We start from the raw sequence: 19955 nt of genomic DNA on the forward strand, positions 1-19955 counted from the left end.
CCACCACGACTTTTCGGAGGGCCGACATGCGCCTGATTCAGTTTGAAAACAGCGACGGGCAACGCCAGGTTGGCCTGGTTGAGGGCGCTCGGGTCCAGGTGCTGCGCGATACCCGCAGTACCCGTGAACTGGCCCTGGCCGCCATCCGTGCCCAGTGCAGCCTGCAAGAAGAAATCGCCCGGCGCGGCACCGAACCCGGTCCGGATTACGCACAGCTGTTACAGCAACACAAGGTCCTGCCGCCGCTGGACCACGAAGATCCGGCCCATTGCCTGATCAGCGGCACCGGCCTGACCCATCTGGGCAGTGCCGCGACACGGGACAAAATGCACCAGCACGACGGTGAAGTCGAAGCCGGCATGACCGACACCATGCGCATGTTCAAGTGGGGGTTGGAGGGCGGCAAACCGGCGGCGGAGCAGGTCGGCGCGCAACCGGAGTGGTTCTACAAGGGCGACGGCAGCATCGTCGTGCGTCCCGGTGCGGATTTCCCGGTGCCGCCGTTCGCCGAGGACGCCGGTGAGGAGCCGGAATTGACCGGCCTGTATGTGATCGGCGACGACGGCCAGCCGTACCGTATCGGTTACGCACTGGGTAACGAGTTCTCCGACCACGTCATGGAGCGGCGCAACTACCTGTATCTCGCTCATTCGAAACTGCGTTGCTGCTCCTTTGGCCCGGAGCTGCGCGTTGGTGAGTTGCCCAGACATCTGGTCGGCACCAGCCGCATCACGCGCAACGGTCAGACGATCTGGGAAAAAGAGTTTCTCAGCGGCGAAGACAACATGTGCCACAGCCTGGCCAATCTCGAATTTCATCACTTCAAGTACGCGCAGTTTTTGCGTCCCGGCGATGTTCACGTGCACTACTTCGGTACCGCCACGCTGTCGTTTGCCGACGGTGTGAAGACCCAGCCGGGGGACAGTTTCCAGATCAGTCTCGATGAGTTCGGTGCGCCTTTGGTAAACGGTATCGGCGAGAGCGCCCAGCCGCTGGCTATCGGTCAGGTACGCACACTCTGACCCCTTGTAGGAGCCGGCTTGCCGGCGATAGCGATTTGGCGCGCGACATTGATGTTGAAGTGATTGTTCTATCGCCATCGCCGGCAAGCCGGCTCCTACAGGTTTGCAATCGATCAAGGAATCCACATGAGCCTATTTCCTGGACACAACTACATCGGCGGTCGCCGCAGCGCCAACGGCACGTTGCAGTTGCAAAGCCTCGACGCCACCACCGGCGAACCCTTGCCCGGAACTTTCTTCCAGGCCAGCGAAGCCGAAGTGGATGCCGCTGCCAAAGCGGCGGCTGCGGCATACCCGACCTACCGCAACCTGAGTGCGGAAAAACGTGCGCGGTTTCTCGACGCCATCGCCGATGAAATCGACGGGCTGGGCGATGCGTTTGTCGCCACCGTGTGTCGCGAGACAGCGTTGCCGGCCGGGCGTATCCAAGGTGAGCGTGGCCGCACCAGCGGCCAGTTGCGCCTGTTCGCCAAGGTGCTGCGTCGCGGCGACTTCTATGGTGCGCGCATCGACCGTGCCTTGCCGGATCGCCAACCGCTGCCGCGTCCGGATCTGCGTCAGTACCGCATCGCCCTGGGGCCGGTGGGGGTGTTCGGTGCGAGCAACTTCCCGCTGGCCTTTTCCACCGCCGGTGGCGACACCGCCTCGGCACTGGCCGCCGGTTGCCCGGTGGTGTTCAAGGCCCACAGCGGGCACATGGCAACCGCACAGTGGGTGGCTGACGCGATCATCCGTGCCGCGGAAAAAACCGGTATGCCGGCCGGTGTGTTCAACATGATCTACGGCGGCGGTGTCGGTGAATGGCTGGTCAAGCATCCGGCGATTCAGGCAGTGGGCTTCACCGGTTCACTCAAGGGCGGCAATGCCCTGAGCCACATGGCTGCAAACCGGCCGCAGCCGATCCCGGTGTTCGCCGAGATGTCGAGCATCAATCCGGTGTTCCTGCTGCCGCAAGCCCTCGAGGTGCGCGGTGAGCAGATCGCGGCGCAATTGGCAGGTTCGGTGACCCAGGGCTGTGGCCAGTTCTGCACCAATCCGGGGTTGGTCATTGGTGTGCGCTCGCCGCAGTTCAGTGCTTTTCTTGAGGCTTTCTGCGCCCACATGAACCAGCAGCCGGCGCAAACCATGCTCAATGCCGGCACATTGGCCAGCTACAACCGGGGCCTTGGCGAACTGCATGAACATCCGGGCCTGAGCCATCTGGCGGGCCGGCCGCAACAGGGCAATCAGGCGCAGCCACAGGTGTTCAAGGCCGATGCGAGCCTGCTGCTCAAGGGCGATGAATTGCTGCAGGAGGAAGTGTTCGGGCCCACCACCATCGTCATCGAGATTGAGGATCGGGCGCAGTTGGCGGCAGCATTGCAGGGCTTGCGCGGGCAATTGACCGCGACCTTGATTGGCGAGGCCGACGAGCTGCTGGAGTACCGCTGGCTGGCGGAACTGTTGCAAGAGAAGGTCGGGCGGATCCTGCTCAACGGCTATCCGACCGGGGTCGAAGTCTGCGAGTCCATGGTGCATGGCGGGCCGTATCCGGCGACATCCGACTCGCGGGGCACTTCGGTCGGCACCTTGGCGATCGATCGCTTCCTGCGGCCGGTGTGCTTCCAGAATTATCCGGACGCGCTGCTGCCCGAGGCGTTGCAGAACGGCAATCCGCTGGGGATTCGGCGGTTGGTGGATGGGGAGGTGAGTGATTTAGCCTTGTAGTGCCTGAGCGGACGCCTTCGCGGGCAAGCCCGCTCCCACAGTATTTGATGTCGTACACAAAATTTGTATGCGACATCGAACCCTGTGGGAGCGGGCTTGCCCGCGAAAGCGTCATCCGCGACGCAAAAATTCTACCGCTCAGCCACCAAACCCGGCTTCACCGCAGCCGGCTTCAACACCAGCCACAACGCCAACGCAATCAACACCCCGCCATAGATATGCGCCATCGACAGCGGCTCATCGAGAAACAGCGCCCCCCACAGCACGCCAAACAGCGGGATCAGGAAGGTCGTGGTCATCGACTTCACCGGACCGATCGAGCTCAGCAGCCGGAAGTAAATGATGTAGGCAAACGCCGTGCAGCCCAGCCCCAACCCCAGCAACGACAGCCACACGCTCCAGCCACCCCAGCTCGCCGGTGGCTGGCTGATCACGCTGTAGCCGAACAGCGGCAGCAGGAACAAGGTCGCGCCGAGCATGCTGCCCACTGCCGACAAGCGGCTATCGAGACCGCCGGCCTGATCGAGCCAGCGGCGGGCCAGGAATCCGGCAAATCCGTAGCACGTGGTGGCGAGCAGGCAGGCGACGGCCCCCATCAGCAGTGCCATATCGAACGCCACCGGACCGGCACGGGTCAGCACACCCACGCCGAACAACCCCAGGAACACGCCGCCGAGCTTGGCGCCAGTCAGCCTTTCATGGAAAAACAGGCCGCCGATCAGCACGCCCATCAAGGGGGTCGTGGCATTGAAAATCGATGAATAACCGGCAGGCAGCACCTGCGCGGCAACGGAGTACAGGGTCGCCGGGATGCCTGAGTTGATCACCCCGAGCAGCATCACGGTCTTGAGTTTGCCCTTGAAGTCCCAGCTGATGCGCATCAGGCCAAGAATCACCAGCAACCCGACGGCGGCAATCGATACGCGGAAAAACGCGGTGGGCAGGGAGCCGATCACCGGGGCGATGATGCGCATGAACAGAAAACTCGCACCCCAAATGGCCGCCAGGGACAGTAAACGGAAAATATCGACGGGGTTCACAGCGCGTTCCTTCCATGATGAAGGGGCGAAAGTGTTGCTGAGTGCGTGATCGATGGCAACCGAAAACAGGGCATTGAACTCTTCAGGGCGTCGATGACGCGGCGCCTGGAAAATTACGCTTCTCCTGCACCCGGTTCACTGGCTAAGCTCAAGCCTCCCGAATTCCCGCAGAGGTCTCACCATGCCGCAGCAATGGCCAGCCGCCGACATCGCCCGTTTGATCCTCGATGGCTTTGACGATTACCGCGAGCATTTCCGGCAGATCACCGACGGTGCCCGGGCCCGCTTCGAACAGGCCCGGTGGCAAGAGACGCAATCGGCGTCGGCAGCGCGGATCAATCTGTACGAAGATAAAGTCAGTGAAACGGTGGAGCGACTGCGCACCGCGTTTGACGCCGACACCCTGGACGTCAGCTGCTGGCCACTGGTGAAAAGTGCCTACATCAGCCTGATCGACCTGCGCTTCGACGATGAGTTGTCCGAGACCTGGTACAACTCGATCTTCTGCGGATTGTTCAGCCATGACCTGATCAGCGACGGCTGCATGTTCATCCACACCACCCGGCCGAGCCTGCGCCGTGCCCGGGCCGCGCAAACCCGCACCTACAAGCCACAGGGTCAATTGTCGGCGATGCTTGCCAGCATCTTCGCCGACTACCGCTTCAGCGAGGATTACGCCGACCTCTCCGGTGACCTGAAACGCCTCGAAGCGCAACTGCGCGAGAACCTGCCGGACTGGGTGTGCAAGGACCCGGAGCTGAGCGTCGAGCTGTTTTCCTCGGTGCTGTACCGCAATAAAGGTGCGTACCTGGTGGGGCGCATCTACACCGCCGACGAGCAATGGCCTCTGGCAATTCCCTTGCTGCACCTGGAAGGTCGCGGCATCCAGATCGATGCGCTGATCACCGACGAAGCGGACGTGTCGATCATTTTCTCCTTCACCCGCTCCTACTTCATGGTGGATGTGCCGGTGCCGGCGGAGTTCATCGGCTTCCTGCGGCGCATCCTGCCGGGCAAGCACATCGCCGAGCTGTACACCTCGATCGGCTTCTACAAGCACGGCAAGTCGGAGTTCTACCGGGCGCTGATCAATCACCTGGCCAATACCGACGACCAGTTCATCATGGCCCCCGGTGTGCGCGGCATGGTCATGAGCGTGTTCACCCTGCCGGGGTTCAACACCGTGTTCAAAATCATCAAGGACCGTTTCTCGCCATCGAAAAACGTCGATCGCGCCACGGTGATCGAAAAGTACCGCCTGGTGAAAAGCGTCGACCGGGTCGGGCGTATGGCCGATACCCAGGAATTCGCCGACTTCCGTTTCCCGCTGAGCAAGTTCGACCCGGCGTGCCTGGAGGAATTGCTGGACGTCGCACCCTCCACGGTGTCGGTGGAAGGCGATACGGTGCTGATCCGTCACTGCTGGACCGAACGGCGCATGACCCCGCTGAACCTGTACCTGGAAAACGCCAACGAAGCGCAGGTGCGCGAAGCCCTGGAAGATTACGGCCTGGCGATCAAGCAACTGGCGGCGGCCAACATCTTTCCCGGTGACATGCTGCTGAAGAACTTCGGCGTCACCCGTCACGGCCGGGTGGTGTTCTACGACTACGACGAAATCTGCTTTCTCACCGAGGCCAACTTCCGCCACATTCCACAACCGCGCACGCCGGAAGACGAGATGGCGTCCGAACCCTGGTACTCGATCGGGCCGCTGGATGTGTTCCCGGAAGAGTTTCCGCCGTTCCTGTTTGCCGATTCGGGGCAGCGCCGGTTGTTCGATCAACTGCATGGCGAGCTGTACAACGCCGATTACTGGAAGAGCCTGCAGGAGGCGATTCGGGCCGGCAAAGTGATCGACGTGTTTCCGTATCGCCGCAAAGGCCTCGATAACGAGTAGTTCTCTGCGATTGCTTCGCAATCGATCGCGAGCAAGCTCGCTCCCACATTTGACCGTGGCGTGCCCCGATTTTGTGGTCGCTATAGATCCCATGTGGGAGCGAGCTTGCTCGCGATCGGCCGCGCAGCGGTCGTAAAATCTGCGACAATCGCCACCCTGCGCCACTAGACGACTGAATTGCGTACCCGATGACCGACGAATCGCCCTCCATCGACAAACTGCTGAAAAACCTCGATCACGCCATGCTCGCCGACCGCCACCGGCTGCGGCGGCAGTTGCTTGAGCTACGCAAGAAACCCGACGAGGCCAAGCTGGGCCAGTGGGTGGCGCGCATGCAGGCGTCCTGTGAGCAGGTGCTGGCGCGCCGTGCCAGCCTGCCGGTGATTCGTTACGACGACAGTTTGCCGATTGCCGCCAAGCGCGACGAAATCAAGAAGGCGCTGGAAAAGCACCAGGTGCTGATCATCGCCGGTGAGACCGGCTCGGGTAAAACCACCCAGTTGCCGAAGATCTGCCTGGAAATCGGGCGCGGCCAGCATGGCTTGATCGGCCACACCCAGCCACGCCGGATCGCGGCGCGCAGCGTGGCCAGCCGGGTTGCCGAAGAGCTGGGCACGCCTTTGGGCGCACTGGTCGGCTATCAGGTGCGCTTCGAGGACCAGAGCGACTCCAATACCCTGATCAAACTGATGACCGACGGCATCCTGCTGGCGGAAACCCAGAACGACCGCTATCTGGAACGCTACGACACGATCATCGTCGACGAAGCCCACGAACGCAGCCTCAACATCGACTTCCTGCTCGGCTACCTGAAAACCCTGCTGCCGCGCCGTCCCGACCTGAAGGTCATCATCACCTCGGCGACCATCGACCTGGAGCGTTTCTCCAAGCATTTCGACGACGCGCCGATTGTCGAGGTGTCCGGCCGTACGTTCCCGGTGGACACCTGGTATCGCCCGCTGACCCTGGAGCAGGACGAAGAGGGTAACCGCGTCGAGGACGACCTGACGGTGGATCAGGCGATTCTCGCCACCCTCGACGAAATCGCCGCTTATGAGCGCAGTGAGCGCCGCAGTCCCGGTGACGTGCTGGTGTTCCTGCCCGGTGAGCGCGAGATTCGTGACGCCGCCGACATGCTGCGCAAGGCCCAGCTCAAGCACACCGAAATCCTGCCGCTGTATGCGCGCCTGTCGCCGGCCGAGCAGCAGCGGATTTTCCAGTCGCACCCGGGGCGTCGCGTGGTGCTGGCGACCAACGTCGCGGAAACCTCGCTGACCGTGCCGGGCATCCGTTACGTGATCGACAGCGGCACCGCACGCATCAGTCGCTACAGCTATCGCGCCAAGGTCCAGCGCCTGCCGATCGAAGCCGTTTCCCAGGCCAGCGCCAACCAGCGCAAGGGCCGTTGCGGACGGGTCGAACCGGGCATTTGCGTGCGCCTGTACAGCGAAGAGGATTTCCTCGGTCGCCCGGAATTTACCGATCCGGAAATCCTGCGGACCAACCTCGCGGCGGTCATTTTGCAGATGTTGCACCTGCGCCTTGGCGAGGTCAGCGCGTTCCCGTTCATCGAGCCGCCGGATGGCAAGGCCATCAGCGACGGTTACAACCTGCTGCAGGAACTCTCGGCGGTGGATCGCAACAGCCAGTTGACGCCGCTCGGTCGCCAATTGGCGCGGCTGCCGGTGGACCCGCGCATGGGGCGCATGTTGCTGGAAGCGGCGAAGCTCGGCAGCTTGCAGGAAGTGCTGATCGTCGCCAGCGCCATGTCGATCCAGGACCCGCGCGAACGTCCGCCGGAGCGTCAGCAAGCGGCGGATCAGGCCCACGCTCAGTGGAAAGACGCCGACTCGGACTTCGCCGGCCTGGTCAACCTGTGGCGCGGATTCGAAGAGCAACGCCAGGCGCTGACCGCCAACCCGCTGCGCAACTGGTGCCGCAAGAATTTCCTGAATTACCTGCGCCTGCGCGAATGGCGCGACTCCCATCGCCAGTTGAGCCTGATCTGCCGCGACATGCAGCTGAGCCTCAATAAAGAGCCGGCGGATTACCCGAAACTGCACAAAGCGGTGCTGGTGGGGTTGCTCAGCCAGATCGGCCAGAAAACCGAAGAGGGCGATTACCTCGGCGCGCGTCAGCGGCGGTTCTGGATTCACCCGTCGTCGGGCATCGGCAAGAAGCGTCCGCAGTGGCTGATGACCGCCGAACTGGTGGAAACCACCAAGCTCTACGCGCGCATGGTGGCAAAGATCGACGCCGACTGGATCGAACCGCTCGCCGGGCACCTGATCAAGAAAAACCACTTCGAACCGCACTGGGAGAAGAAGCGCGGCCAGGTGGTTGCGTTCGAACAGATCACCCTGTTCGGGTTGATCGTGGTCGGCCGGCGGCCGGTGCATTACGGCCCGGTGGACCCGGTGGTTTCGCGCGAATTGTTCATCCGCGAAGCGCTGGTGCGCGGCGAGATTCAGTCCAAAGCCAAGTGCCTGACGGCCAACAAACAGCTGCTGGAGCAACTCGACGAACTGGAAGCCAAGGCCCGCCGTCGCGACATCCTGGCTGATGAAGAAACCCTGTACGCCTTCTACGACGCGCGCCTGCCGGCGGAGATTCATCAGACCGCGACCTTCGACAGCTGGTACCGGATCAACAGTCAGAAAGATCCGCAACTGTTGATCATGCGCGAAGAGGACGTGCTGGCCCGTGAAGCCAGTGAGGTCACCGCGCAGCATTACCCGGATACGTTGCACATCGGCGATCTGGAGTTGGCCCTCAGCTACCACTTCGAACCGAACCATCCACGGGACGGCGTGACCCTGCGCGTGCCGGCACCGCTGTTGCCGATGCTGCCGCCGGAACGCCTGGACTGGCTGGTGCCGGGTGTCATCGAAGCCAAGTGCATTGCCCTGGTGCGCAACCTGCCCAAGGCCCTGCGCAAGAATTTCGTGCCGGTGCCGGACTTCGTCAAGGCTGCCTTGCAGCGCATGACCTTTGCCGAAGGCTCGCTGCCCCAGGCCTTGGGTCGCGAGCTGCTACGCATGACCGGTGCGCGGGTCAGCGATGAAGCCTGGGCCGAGGCGGCACAGCAGGTCGAAAGCCATCTGCGGATGAACCTGGAGATCGTCGACGGCCAGGGCAAGTTCCTCGGTGAGGGGCGTGATCTGGCCGAGTTGACGGCGCGTTTCGCCGAGGCCAGCCAGGCCGCATTGGCGGTGCCGCAAACCGCGAAGAGCCAGCAGCCGGTGGAGCCGAAAGTCTTCGCCGCCGTGGCCGAGAAAACCCAGCAGAAGATCGCCGGACTGTCGATGACGGTCTATCCGGCACTGGTGGAAGAAGCCGGCACGGTCAAGGAAGGGCGTTTCTCGACACCGGCCGAGGCCGAGTTCCAGCATCGCCGTGCCCTGCAACGCTTGCTGATGCAGCAACTGGCCGAGTCGGCAAAATTCCTGCGCGGCAAGTTGCCGGGCCTGACCGAACTGGGCCTGCTGTATCGCGACATGGGGCGTGTCGATGCGCTGGTGGAAGACATTCTGCTGGCCAGCCTCGACAGCTGCATTCTCGAAGGTGAAGACCCGCTGCCACGCGATGGCGCCGGATTGGCGTCCCTGGCCGAACGCAAGCGTGGCGCCTGGACCGAGCACGCCGAGCGTGTGGCGAAGCTGACCCTGGAAATCCTCAAGCTCTGGCATGGTCTGCAAAAACGCTTCAAGGGCAAGATCGACCTGGCGCAGGCCGTGGCCCTGAACGACATCAAGCAGCAGCTCAGCCACCTGGTCTATCCGGGGTTTGTCCGGGAAACACCGATGCAGTGGCTCAAGGAATTGCCGCGTTACCTCAAGGCCATTGAGCAGCGCTTCGAAAAAATCGGTGCCCAGGTGCAGCGCGACCGGGTCTGGAGCGGCGAATTGAGCGGCCTGTGGACGCAATACCAGACCCGCGCCAATAAACACGCCCAGGAAGGCAAGCGCGATCCGCAGCTGGAGTTGTATCGCTGGTGGCTGGAGGAGTACCGGGTTTCGCTGTTTGCTCAACAACTGGGAACCAAGGTGCCGATCTCCGACAAGCGCCTGAACAAGCAGTGGTCGCAAGTCGAGCCGTAGACCCGAGGCCAGTGCAATACCTGTGGGAGCGAGCTTGCTCGCGATGGGGGCATCACATTCAACATCTATGTTGCCTGTCAGGCCGCAATCGCGAGCAAGCTCGCTCCCACAGTTTTGCATGGCCCGCAGGTAGGGTTCATCCAGCAAAAAGGCGCCAAAACCCACTGTTTATGGCAAACTTCGCGCCTATAAATGCCGGCCCCGCGGTTTTGAGCCCTCACGGTCGCGGGCAGGTCGGAATAAAGCGATGCCAAGTTTGCGTCCCCCGACGGGAATAGACCCTTTGTGTGTTGGTACGACGGTGCCAATACTTTCTGCCTGAACAGATTAGAGACACGACCATGCATAACGTCGTCATCAGTGGCACCGGCCTGTACACCCCGGCCAACAGCATTTCAAATGAAGAGCTGGTCCAGTCTTTCAATACTTACGTCGCGCAATTCAACGCCGACAACGCCGATGCCATCGCACGTGGTGAAGTGCAGGCATTGACCGAATCCAGCGCCGCATTCATCGAAAAAGCCTCCGGCATCAAGAGCCGCTTTGTCATGGACAAGGACGGCATCCTCGACCCGCAACGCATGGCCCCGCGCCTGCCGGAGCGTTCCAACGACGAGTGGTCGGTGCTGTGCCAGATGGCCATCGGCGCGGCCGAACAAGCCCTGCAGCGTGCCGGCAAGACCGCAGCGGACATCGACGGCGTGATCGTCGCCTGCTCCAACCTGCAACGTGCCTACCCGGCCATTGCCATCGAAGTCCAGGAAGCGCTGGGCATCCAGGGTTTCGGTTTCGACATGAACGTGGCGTGCTCCTCGGCGACCTTCGGTATCCAGACCGCCGCCAACAGCGTGCAACTGGGCCAGGCCCGCGCGGTCCTGATGGTCAACCCGGAAGTCTGCACCGGCCACCTGAACTTCCGTGACCGCGACAGCCACTTCATCTTCGGCGATGCCGCCACCGCGGTGATCATCGAGCGTGCCGACCTGGCGACGTCCAAGTATCAGTTCGACATCGTCAGCACCAAGCTGCTGACCAAGTTCTCCAACAACATCCGCAACAACTTCGGCTTCCTCAACCGCGCGGCGGAAGAGGGCATCGGCACCAAGGACAAACTGTTCGTGCAGGAAGGCCGCAAGGTGTTCAAGGAAGTCTGCCCGATGGTGGCCGAGCTGATCGCTGAGCATCTGCAAGAGAACCAGCTCAACATCAGCGACGTGAAGCGCTTCTGGCTGCACCAGGCCAACCTCAGCATGAACCACCTGATCGTCAAGAAACTGCTGGGCCGCGATGCGACCGAACAGGAAGCCCCGGTGATTCTCGACACCTACGCCAACACCAGTTCCGCCGGTTCCGTGATTGCGTTCCACAAGAACCAGGACGATCTGCCTGCCGGTTCGCTGGCCGTGCTCAGCTCGTTCGGCGCCGGTTACTCGATTGGTAGCGTGTTGCTGCGCAAGCGCTGATTCTGCGATTTTTTTTGCGTGGGCTTTTGTGGCGAGGGGGCTTGCCCCCGTTCGGCGACGCAGTCGACGTAGAGCCGGCTGATACGGTATGTCTGTCAAATCGCAGTGAGCGGGTTTGGGATCGCTTCGCGATCCAACGGGGCGGTGCGGCGGTCCGACAAGCCCCCTCGCCACAAATGAATACGTGCAGGCGGGGAATTGAAAACAGTCTCGCGTTGATGCATCGGAGGATGATGGGGACCGACACATCAACGCCAGGCTGTAAAAGGGGCCCGGGCTTCCTTGCCCGAGTCGTGTAGCGGGGTGAATCAGAACTTGGCTTCGGCATCCAGTTGCAGAGTGTTGATGTCCGAATCCTTCTTGTTGATGTTGGCGTTGGTCTGGTCCGAGGTCGCCATGTAGTAGGTCGCGCCCAGGGCAAAGTTCTTGTCCAGGTCGTAGCTCACTTTCAGCTTGCTGCCGCGCGAACCGGTAAAGCCGTTGGCGAAGTCGGAGTCGGTGAAGGCACCCACCACAGCATTACGCTGCACGTCGCGGTAGTTGTAGTCCACGTTGAAGCCGTAGAGCTTGGACTTCACACCGGCCAGCCAGCCAGTGTCCTGGTCGTTGCTGGCATCGGTGTTGTTGACGTACTGACCGTAGATCGACAGCGGAACCGGCAGGTTGCTGAAGTCCAGCTGACCAAAGCCTTCGTACAGTTTGAACCGTTCGCCCGGGCTGTTGCCGTTGACGGCCAGTGCACATGGTGCAGTAACGGTGCCCGATGTAGGGCAGGCGCTGCTGTCGTCGTTGTCGTAGGCGTAGAGACTGCCGCCCAAGGTCATTTTCATGCTGTCGGTGATGCCGAAGCGCGCACCCAACTGGCCGGCGTACAGACGCAGGTCGTGCTTGAACTGCACGCCTTCGCCGTCGACGTTGTCCTTGAGGGTGTAGTGACCGGCGCTACCGAACAGTTCGGTGCTGCCGCTCAACGGGTATTTGTAGGTGACGGCCAGGCCTTCCGGGTTGATGTCGCTGTCCCAGATGATGTCGCCCATGCTCACCCATTGTTGCGGCATCTTGCCGCCGACCAGGTGCAGGTTCTTGATCGCGTCCGGGTGGTAGTCGATGTAACCCTGGTCCAGCCAGATCTGCTTCTTGTCGAAGTAGTTGTTCAGGTCCTGGTTGGTCGAGCGTGCGTCGTCGTTGCTGCCGGTGGCGATACGGATGCCGGTGTCGACCTGCGGGTTGATTTCACTGTAGGCACCCAGGCGGGCACGAATGCGCTGACGATCCTGATCCTTGTTGTTTGGCACGCCATCGTTGTGGACGTTTTCCTGACGGAAGCGCACGTCGCCCTTGAACTGGGTCTTTGCCGCCCATGCAAGCTTTTGGTCGAAGGCGCTCAGTGTGTCGGTTTTCTTCGCGGTGGCCGCGATTTGCTCGTTGGTCTCTTGCTGAGCCTGACGGGCAATCTGCTGTTCTTTCTGATCCCTGGCCAGCTCGGCTTGCAGTTCGCTGTACTGCGCGTTAGTGATCGAGCCGTTAGCCTTGAGCATGTCGAGCAGTTTGGCGTCGACTGCGGCACTGGCCGGAACACTCATGGCCAGCAACAGGCCACCGCACAAGGCCGCCGCAGTTTTCGTGGAAGCAAGACGCATATCAATCTCCGAAGATGAGAGGGGATGACAGAGCCATCCGGGGCACAACCGACCGTAAGGGGCGGAAAACTGTGGCCGGGTATAACCCGGCGCTCTAAAAACAGGCGCCAGTATCGCGATGGTTTATTACAGAGCAGTGGCAATGTGATGTCATGTCCGTGACGATAGAAAGCCGCCGTGAACCATTGAGTTAGAGCACTGTCGTCGCTTTGCCCGTGTGCAATGTGGAGCGATAGGCGATACTCGCGGGGCTTTCACGCCATGAAGAGTGAGGATGGTGATGCCGTTGCAACGCCTGCAAAAACTGTCAGAAATCGCCCCGCAGACCTGGGATGCAATGGTGCCGGAGAGTCAGCCTTTTCTGCGTCACGCTTTTTTGAGCGCACTGGAAGACAGCGGCAGTGTCGGCCCCCATTCCGGCTGGCAGCCCGAGCATCTGCTGCACGTTGAAGGTGATCGCTTGATCGCCGCGCTACCCGCTTATCGCAAGTGGCATTCCTACGGCGAGTACGTGTTCGATCACGCCTGGGCCGATGCCTGCGAACGTGCCGGCATCGATTACTACCCCAAATTGTTGAGCGCGGTGCCGTTCAGTCCTGTGACCGGGCCGCGACTGTTGGCGGCCACGGTCGAAGACGGTTTCGAATTGTTGAACAGCCTGCCGGGCTATCTTGAACTCGAAGGGCTTTCCAGCGCCCACATCAACTTCACCGATCCATTCACCGATGCGGCATTGAGCGAGCAGCCCGGCTGGTTGCAGCGCGTTGGCTGTCAGTATCACTGGCAGAATCGCGGTTACCGGGATTTCCAGGACTTCCTCGACGTGCTCAGTTCGCGCAAGCGTAAACAGATGCGCAAGGAGCGCGAGCAGGTGGCCGGCCAGGGTTTCGAGTTCGAATGGCTGGAGGGGCGGGAGCTGAGTCAGGCGCAATGGGATTTCGTCTATGCCTGCTACGCCAATACGTACGCGGTGCGTCGGCAAAGGCCGTATCTGACGCGGGAGTTTTTCAGCCTGTTGGCCGAACGCATGCCGGAGTCGATTCGCGTGGTGCTGGCCAGGCAGGGTTCACGGCCAGTGGCGATGGCGTTCAGTCTGGTGGGGGGCGACAGCTTTTATGGCCGTTACTGGGGATGCCTGGCGGAGTTCGATCGCCTGCATTTCGAGACCTGTTTCTACCAGGGGATGGACTACGCCATCGCCAACGGTTTCCAGCGTTTCGATGCCGGTGCGCAAGGCGAGCACAAACTGATTCGTGGATTCGAGCCTGTCATCACTCATTCCTGGCACTACCTGCGGCATCCGGGGTTGAAGGCGGCGGTGAAAGACTTTCTGGAGCAGGAGCGGCTGGGGGTGCTGGCTTATGCTGAGGATGCGAAGTCAGCCTTGCCTTATCGACAAGGCTGATCTTCACCGCATGACGTGTCAGTTGTCTTCCTTGCCCAGCCAGCGATACAGCACGCCGCCGACCACTGCGCCGAGCAGGGGCGCGACCCAGAACATCCACAGTTGTTGAATTGCCCAGCCGCCGACGATCAGCGCCGGGCCGGTGCTGCGCGCCGGGTTGACCGAGGTGTTGGTGACCGGGATCGAGATCAGGTGGATCAGCGTCAGCCCCAGGCCGATGGCAATCGGTGCCAGTCCTGCCGGTGCACGCTTATCGGTGGCGCCGAGGATGATCAGAATGAACATCGCGGTCATCACCAGTTCACAGACAAACCCTGCCGCCATCGAATAGCCGCCAGGGGAGTGTTCGCCGTAGCCGTTGGACGCCAGGCCTCCCGCCAGTTCGAAACCGGGTTTGCCGCTGGCAATGAAGTACAGCAGGGCGGCTGCAATCACGCCGCCGATGACCTGGGCAATGATGTAGGCCGGCAATTCCTTGGCCGGAAATCGCCCACCCACCACCAGGCCGAGGGATACCGCAGGATTGAGATGACAGCCGGAAATATGGCCGATGGCGAAGGCCATCGTCAGCACGGTCAGGCCAAACGCGAAAGACACCCCGAGCAAGCCGATCCCCACCTCTGGAAAAGCCGCCGCCAACACCGCACTGCCGCAACCACCCAATACCAGCCAGAACGTACCTACCAACTCAGTCGCCGAACGTTTTAACAGAGACATAAGAGAGTGCCCTTTCGAGATTATGCTGCCTTGAGCCTCCAGCCGATGGACTGCAGAACCACCTCCAGAACGTTGCAGTGAGTACAGCACGGTTTTTTCAGAATTCCAGCAGGCACAAAAAACCGCCAGGCCCCGTTGTTGACGGGGTCTGGCGGTTTTTTCAATCTTCGGTATGACGCTTATCCCTGTGGGAGCGAGCTTGCTCGCGATAGCGGTGGATCAGACGCCATTTCTGTCGACTGACACTCCGTCATCGCGAGCAAGCTCGCTCCCACAGGGGGTGTGTTGTTCCGGGACTCAATCGATCCCGACAAACCCGCCAGTCTGGTGTTGCCACAACCGCGCATACAAGCCGCCATGGGCGAGCAACTCGGCGTGGGTTCCGGTTTCGGCGATCTTGCCGTTTTCCAGCACCACCAGCCGGTCCATCCGGGCGATGGTCGAGAGGCGGTGAGCGATGGCGATCACGGTTTTGCCCTGCATCAGGGTTTCGAGACTTTCCTGGATCGCCGCTTCGACTTCCGAATCCAGCGCCGAGGTGGCCTCGTCCATGATCAGGATCGGCGCGTCCTTGAGCAGCACACGGGCAATGGCGATGCGCTGGCGCTGGCCGCCGGAAAGTTTCACCCCGCGCTCACCGACATGGGCATCGAAACCGCTACGGCCTTCGGCGTCCGACAGTGCAGGAATGAAACCGTCAGCCCGGGCCTTGTGCACCGCTTCCCAAAGTTGGGCGTCGGTGGCGTCGGGTTTGCCGTACAGCAGGTTGTCACGGATCGAGCGGTGCAGCAGCGAGGTATCCTGGGTAATCATGCCGATGCGCTCGCGCAGGCTTTCCTGGCTGACGTCGGCGATGTTCTGGCCGTCGATCAGGATACGTCCGCCTTCGACGTCGTACAGGCGCAGCAGCAGGTTCACCAAGGTCGATTTGCCCGCACCGGACGGGCCGATCAGGCCGATTTTCTCGCCAGCCTTGATCGTCAGGTTGAGGCCGCCGATGATCCCGCTCTGTTTGCCGTAGTGGAAGTCCACCTGCTCGAAACGCACTTCGCCACGGGCCACCGCCAAGGGTTTGGCTTGGTCGCGGTCGGTGACGCTGACCGGTTGCGAGATGGTCTGCAGGCCGTCCTGCACCATGCCGATGTTTTCGAAGATGCCGGTCACCACCCACATGATCCAGCCGGACATGTTGACGATGCGGATCACCAGGCCGGTGGCCAGGGCGATTGCCCCCACGCTGATCAGCGACTGCGTCCACAGCCACAGGGCCAGGCCTGTGGTGCAGACGATCAACAGGCCGTTCATGCTGGTGATGACCACGTCCATGCTGGTGACCACGCGGCCGGCCAGTTGGGCCTTCTCGGTCTGTTCCTTGATCGCTTCGCGGGCGTATTGCTGCTCGAAGTTGGTGTGGGCGAACAGCTTTAGGGTGGTGATGTTGGTGTAGCCGTCGACAATGCGCCCCATGAGTTTGGAGCGCGCATCGGACGCCACCACCGAGCGATCCTTGACCCGTGGCACGAAGTACCAGAGGGCGCCGATGAAAGCGAAGATCCACGTCAGCAGCGGGATCATCAGGCGCCAGTCGGCTTCGGCGAACAACACCAGCGAACTGATGGCGTAGATCAGCACATGCCACAACGCATCCACCGCTTGCACGGCGGAATCACGTAGCGAGTTGCCGGTTTGCATGATGCGCTGGGCGATGCGCCCGGCGAAGTCGTTCTGGAAGAAATTCAGGCTCTGCTTGAGCACGTAGCTGTGGTTCTGCCAGCGGATCATGCTGGTCATGCTGGGGCTCAGGGTCTGGTGTACCAGCAGGTCATGCAGGCCCACGAATATGGGGCGCAGCACCAGCGCCACCACCACCATCCAGGTCAGTTCGAGGGCATGCTCGCGAAACAGATTGGCGTTCGGCGTGCCTTGGGCCAGGTCGATGATGCGGCTCAGGTAGCTGAACAGCGCGACCTCGATCAATGCACCAATCAGGCCGACGATCAACAGGGCGGCGAAGCTCGGCCAGACCTGCTTGAGGTAGTAGGTATAAAAAGGGAATACACGATCCGGCGGGGACGCCGTCGGTGCTTCACGGAAAACGTCGATCAGTTTTTCAAAGCGGCGATAAAGCATGGGTCGTTCGCCCGCGAGCGGGCTCTCCTTTTAACGTATTGAGCGTTGCCGGCAAACACCGGCAACGGCTCGGACATCCTTGTCCAGCTTAGTCTCAGTCGATGCGCTTGGCCGACTTGATGAACACCGGGTCGGCCGGCACGTCCTTCATGCCGCTACGAACGGTGGTTGGCGAATTGACGATGATGTCGACCACGTCCATGCCTTTGACCACTTTGCCGAACACAGCGTAGCCGTCACCCTGGTCAAGGAAGTCGTTGTCCTTGACGTTGATGAAGAACTGGCTGGTGGCCGAATCAGGCACCGAGGTACGGGCCATGGACAAGGTGCCACGAACGTTGACCAAACCGTTGTTGTGCTCGTTCTTGATCGGCGCCTTGGTTTCTTTTTGCGTCATCTGTTGATTGAAACCGCCGCCCTGAACCATGAAGCCGGGGATCACGCGGTGGAAAATCGTGTTGTTGTAGAAGCCGCTGTCGACGTACTCAAGGAAGTTCTTGGTACTGATCGGCGCCTTGACCGGGTCCAGTTCGATTTCGATCTGGCCGTTGGTGGTTTCCAGCAAAACGTGCGGCGCCTTGGCGGGCGTTGCAGCCATCAGGTTGGCGGCAAACAGGACGGTGCCAGCGGCGAGGGCGATTTTTTTCAGCATGGGTCAGTGATCCTGAGTGGTGGTGTCGACTGCGGTCAGAAAATCCAGCAGCGTTTGGTTGAAGTGTTCCGGCTGGTCCAGCGGCGTGGCGTGGCGTGAATCGGTGATCACCACCAGCCGCGCATCGGGCAGCAGTTTTACGTAGTTTTCCTTCAGTGCCACCGGTGTGTAGTCACGGTCGGCACTGACGATCAGGGTTGGACAGGTGACCTTGGAAAGTCGTTCCTGGACCCCCCAGCCAACAATGGCATTGAAGCTGGCGAGATAAGCATGTTTGTCGTTTTTTGCCCAGCGCTCGGCCATTTTTTGTCGCAAGTCGGCCTGCTCGGGCTTCGGGAACAACTTGCTGCCCAATGCCTTGCCGATGGTGCGCAGGCTGAGTGCGTGCATCAGGCTCCAGCGCTTGAACCACTGCCAGTAATCGTCGCGGCTGCGCAGTTTGACCTCTGGCGCACTGTTGACGATGCACAGGCTCTTGAGCAGCTTCGGCTGGTCCACACCCAGCTGGAAGCCGATCATGCCGCCCATGGACAAGCCGACGTAATGTGTCGGGCCGAGATTGAGGTGCTCGATCAGCGCGATCAGGTCGGCGCTGAAACCGGCAATGCTGTAGCGCTCCCGGGGTTTGTCCGAACGGCCGTGACCGCGTACATCCGGGACGATCACCCGGTAGCGGGTGGCCAGTGTCGGGATCTGCTTTTCCCAGTCCAGAGTGCTGGAACCGAGGCCGTGGACCAGCAGCAGCGGCGTGCCGTGACCATATTCCTCATAGTGCAGGTTGCAACCTTCGTGTTCGAAATAGGCCATGCATACACTCCGTGTCAGGCTTGTTCGGGGGCGGCGAACGGGGCGTCCAGTGGTGCGGTGTCAAAGGTGCGCAGCAGTTCGATGAGAATCTGCGTGGCCGGTCCCAGCGGTTTGTCCTTGTTCGAATACAGGTAAAAGCTCGGGTTGCGGCTACCGCCCTGATCCAACGGTAGCAGCTTGAGCGTACCTTCCTTGAGTTCCCGTTCGATCAGGTGCCGGGGCAACCAGGCAAAACCCAGGCCGCTGCTGACGAAGGTCGCGGCGGTGGCCAGGCTGCCGACGGTCCAGCGTTGTTCGGCCCCGAGCCAGCCGACGTCCCGTGGTTGCTGGCGGCCCGAGTCGCGGATCACCACTTGCATCTGGCTTTCCAGGTCCTGGAAGCTCAGTTCGCGGTTGAGGCGGTGCAGGGGATGCTCGGGGTGGGCGACCGCAACGAACTCGACGTCGCTCAATTCCGCGCCCAGGTAACCGGGAATACTGAAGCCGGTGATGGCCAGGTCGGCCACGCCTTCGAGCAGGACTTCCTCCACGCCCGACAGCACTTCCTCACGCAGGCGCACCCGGCAGCCACGGCTTTGCGGCATGAACGCGGTCAAGGCGCGGACGAGGCGGGCGCTTGGGTAAGCGGCATCGACCACCAGGCGCACTTCGGCCTCCCAACCCTGTTCCATGTGATGGGCCAGGTCTTCGAGTTGGCTGGCCTGTTTCACCAGTTGCCGGGAGCGGCGCAACAGCACGCCGCCGGCTTCGGTCAGCACGGCTTTGCGTCCGTCGATGCGCAGCAACGGCACGCCGAGCTGATCCTGCATGCGTGCCACGGTGTAGCTGACCGATGATTGCGAGCGATGCAGCGCCTCGGCGGCCTGGGCGAAACCACCGTGATCGACCACGGCTTGCAGCGTTCGCCATTGATCAAGGGTCACGCGGGGCGCTTTCATGTTGAGCTCCTCTTGTCCTAAGCTGGCAGCCCTTACTGGAGGCTGCTGAATGAAAAAAATCTGTTGTGTGCTGCTGGCGCTGCTGCCGCTGACGGCGATGGCTTACCCGATCGATGTGAAGAAAGACCTCAACGGCATGAAGATCGATTACCAGACCTACGACACGGATAGCGACATCGGCTCCATCCAGGTGGCCAACTACGGCGACGTCGATGCAAGCTGCAAGGCCGTTTTCATCAATGGCCCGGAAGCACCGCGTACCCGAAAGATCGACGTACCGGCCGGCAAGCACAAAAACGCCACCGCCAAATTCAGCCGCAACATCATCAAGCTGCGCATCGAGCTGAGCTGCACCCCAAAATGACCTCGATCTTCTGTGGGAGCGAGCCTGCTCGCGAAGGCGGTGTGTCATTCAACGTTGATGCCGACTGACA

The 19955-nt window shown here is 61.4% G+C and carries 14 protein-coding genes; 7 read left to right on the plus strand and 7 right to left on the minus strand.

Annotated features, from left to right (window positions below):
* Window positions 1-26: 26 nt before the first annotated feature.
* The gene (gene araD1, locus KW841_RS14340; RefSeq protein ID WP_218477148.1) at window positions 27-1022 is read left to right on the plus strand and encodes an AraD1 family protein; all 996 of its coding nucleotides are present in this window, start codon (window positions 27-29) and stop codon (window positions 1020-1022) included.
* Window positions 1023-1148: 126 nt separating this feature from the next.
* Window positions 1149-2729 carry an aldehyde dehydrogenase (NADP(+)) gene (locus tag KW841_RS14345; protein ID WP_218477150.1) on the plus strand — a complete coding sequence of 527 codons (1581 nt, stop codon included), beginning with the start codon at window positions 1149-1151 and terminating at the stop codon, window positions 2727-2729.
* A 131-nt stretch (window positions 2730-2860) separates the two neighbouring features.
* Here KW841_RS14345 and KW841_RS14350 read toward each other — a convergent pair whose 3' ends face one another.
* On the minus strand, window positions 2861-3769 hold the full coding sequence (locus tag KW841_RS14350; RefSeq protein ID WP_104450483.1) for a DMT family transporter: 909 nt from the start codon (window positions 3767-3769) through the stop codon (window positions 2861-2863).
* Window positions 3770-3950: 181 nt separating this feature from the next.
* On the opposite strand from KW841_RS14350, the gene aceK reads away from it, so the two are divergent.
* The 3 genes from aceK to KW841_RS14365 all read left to right on the plus strand — a co-directional run bounded on the left by aceK (window position 3951) and on the right by KW841_RS14365 (window position 11232).
* Window positions 3951-5669 (plus strand): bifunctional isocitrate dehydrogenase kinase/phosphatase, encoded by a 1719-nt coding sequence (aceK, locus tag KW841_RS14355; protein ID WP_102698952.1) that lies wholly within the window; start codon window positions 3951-3953, stop codon window positions 5667-5669.
* 188 nt (window positions 5670-5857) lie between these two features.
* Window positions 5858-9769 carry an ATP-dependent RNA helicase HrpA gene (gene hrpA, locus KW841_RS14360; RefSeq protein WP_218477158.1) on the plus strand — a complete coding sequence of 1304 codons (3912 nt, stop codon included), beginning with the start codon at window positions 5858-5860 and terminating at the stop codon, window positions 9767-9769.
* A gap of 341 nt (window positions 9770-10110) precedes the next feature.
* A complete protein-coding gene (locus KW841_RS14365) occupies window positions 10111-11232 on the plus strand; it encodes a beta-ketoacyl-ACP synthase III (protein WP_218477160.1) in 1122 nt (373 codons plus the stop codon).
* Window positions 11233-11540: 308 nt separating this feature from the next.
* Here the strand turns inward: KW841_RS14365 and KW841_RS14370 are convergent, their stop codons facing one another.
* The gene (locus KW841_RS14370; RefSeq protein WP_007972467.1) at window positions 11541-12872 is read right to left on the minus strand and encodes a putative porin; all 1332 of its coding nucleotides are present in this window, start codon (window positions 12870-12872) and stop codon (window positions 11541-11543) included.
* A gap of 280 nt (window positions 12873-13152) precedes the next feature.
* On the opposite strand from KW841_RS14370, the gene KW841_RS14375 reads away from it, so the two are divergent.
* The gene (locus tag KW841_RS14375; protein ID WP_218477162.1) at window positions 13153-14277 is read left to right on the plus strand and encodes a GNAT family N-acetyltransferase; all 1125 of its coding nucleotides are present in this window, start codon (window positions 13153-13155) and stop codon (window positions 14275-14277) included.
* 18 nt (window positions 14278-14295) lie between these two features.
* On the opposite strand, the gene aqpZ is transcribed toward KW841_RS14375, so the two are convergent.
* The 5 genes from aqpZ to KW841_RS14400 form a co-directional block, all read right to left on the minus strand.
* A complete protein-coding gene (gene aqpZ / locus KW841_RS14380; RefSeq protein WP_218477163.1) occupies window positions 14296-14994 on the minus strand; it encodes an aquaporin Z in 699 nt (232 codons plus the stop codon).
* Window positions 14995-15291: 297 nt separating this feature from the next.
* Window positions 15292-17124, minus strand: coding sequence for an ABC transporter ATP-binding protein (locus KW841_RS14385; RefSeq protein ID WP_218477165.1), 1833 nt, complete (start codon window positions 17122-17124; stop codon window positions 15292-15294).
* A 94-nt stretch (window positions 17125-17218) separates the two neighbouring features.
* A complete protein-coding gene (locus KW841_RS14390) occupies window positions 17219-17776 on the minus strand; it encodes a peptidylprolyl isomerase (RefSeq protein ID WP_218477175.1) in 558 nt (185 codons plus the stop codon).
* A gap of 3 nt (window positions 17777-17779) precedes the next feature.
* The gene (locus KW841_RS14395; protein WP_218477178.1) at window positions 17780-18583 is read right to left on the minus strand and encodes an alpha/beta fold hydrolase; all 804 of its coding nucleotides are present in this window, start codon (window positions 18581-18583) and stop codon (window positions 17780-17782) included.
* Between the two features lie 14 nt (window positions 18584-18597).
* Window positions 18598-19521: a LysR family transcriptional regulator gene (locus KW841_RS14400; RefSeq protein ID WP_007972479.1), complete on the minus strand. Its 924-nt coding sequence runs from the start codon at window positions 19519-19521 to the stop codon at window positions 18598-18600.
* Between the two features lie 49 nt (window positions 19522-19570).
* Here KW841_RS14400 and KW841_RS14405 point away from each other — a divergent pair, with 49 nt between their 5' ends.
* Window positions 19571-19885 carry a hypothetical protein gene (locus KW841_RS14405; protein WP_007972481.1) on the plus strand — a complete coding sequence of 105 codons (315 nt, stop codon included), beginning with the start codon at window positions 19571-19573 and terminating at the stop codon, window positions 19883-19885.
* Window positions 19886-19955: the final 70 nt, after the last annotated feature.

This window comes from Pseudomonas sp. PDM28, assembly GCF_019219115.1.
Taxonomy (GTDB): domain Bacteria; phylum Pseudomonadota; class Gammaproteobacteria; order Pseudomonadales; family Pseudomonadaceae; genus Aquipseudomonas; species Aquipseudomonas laurylsulfatiphila.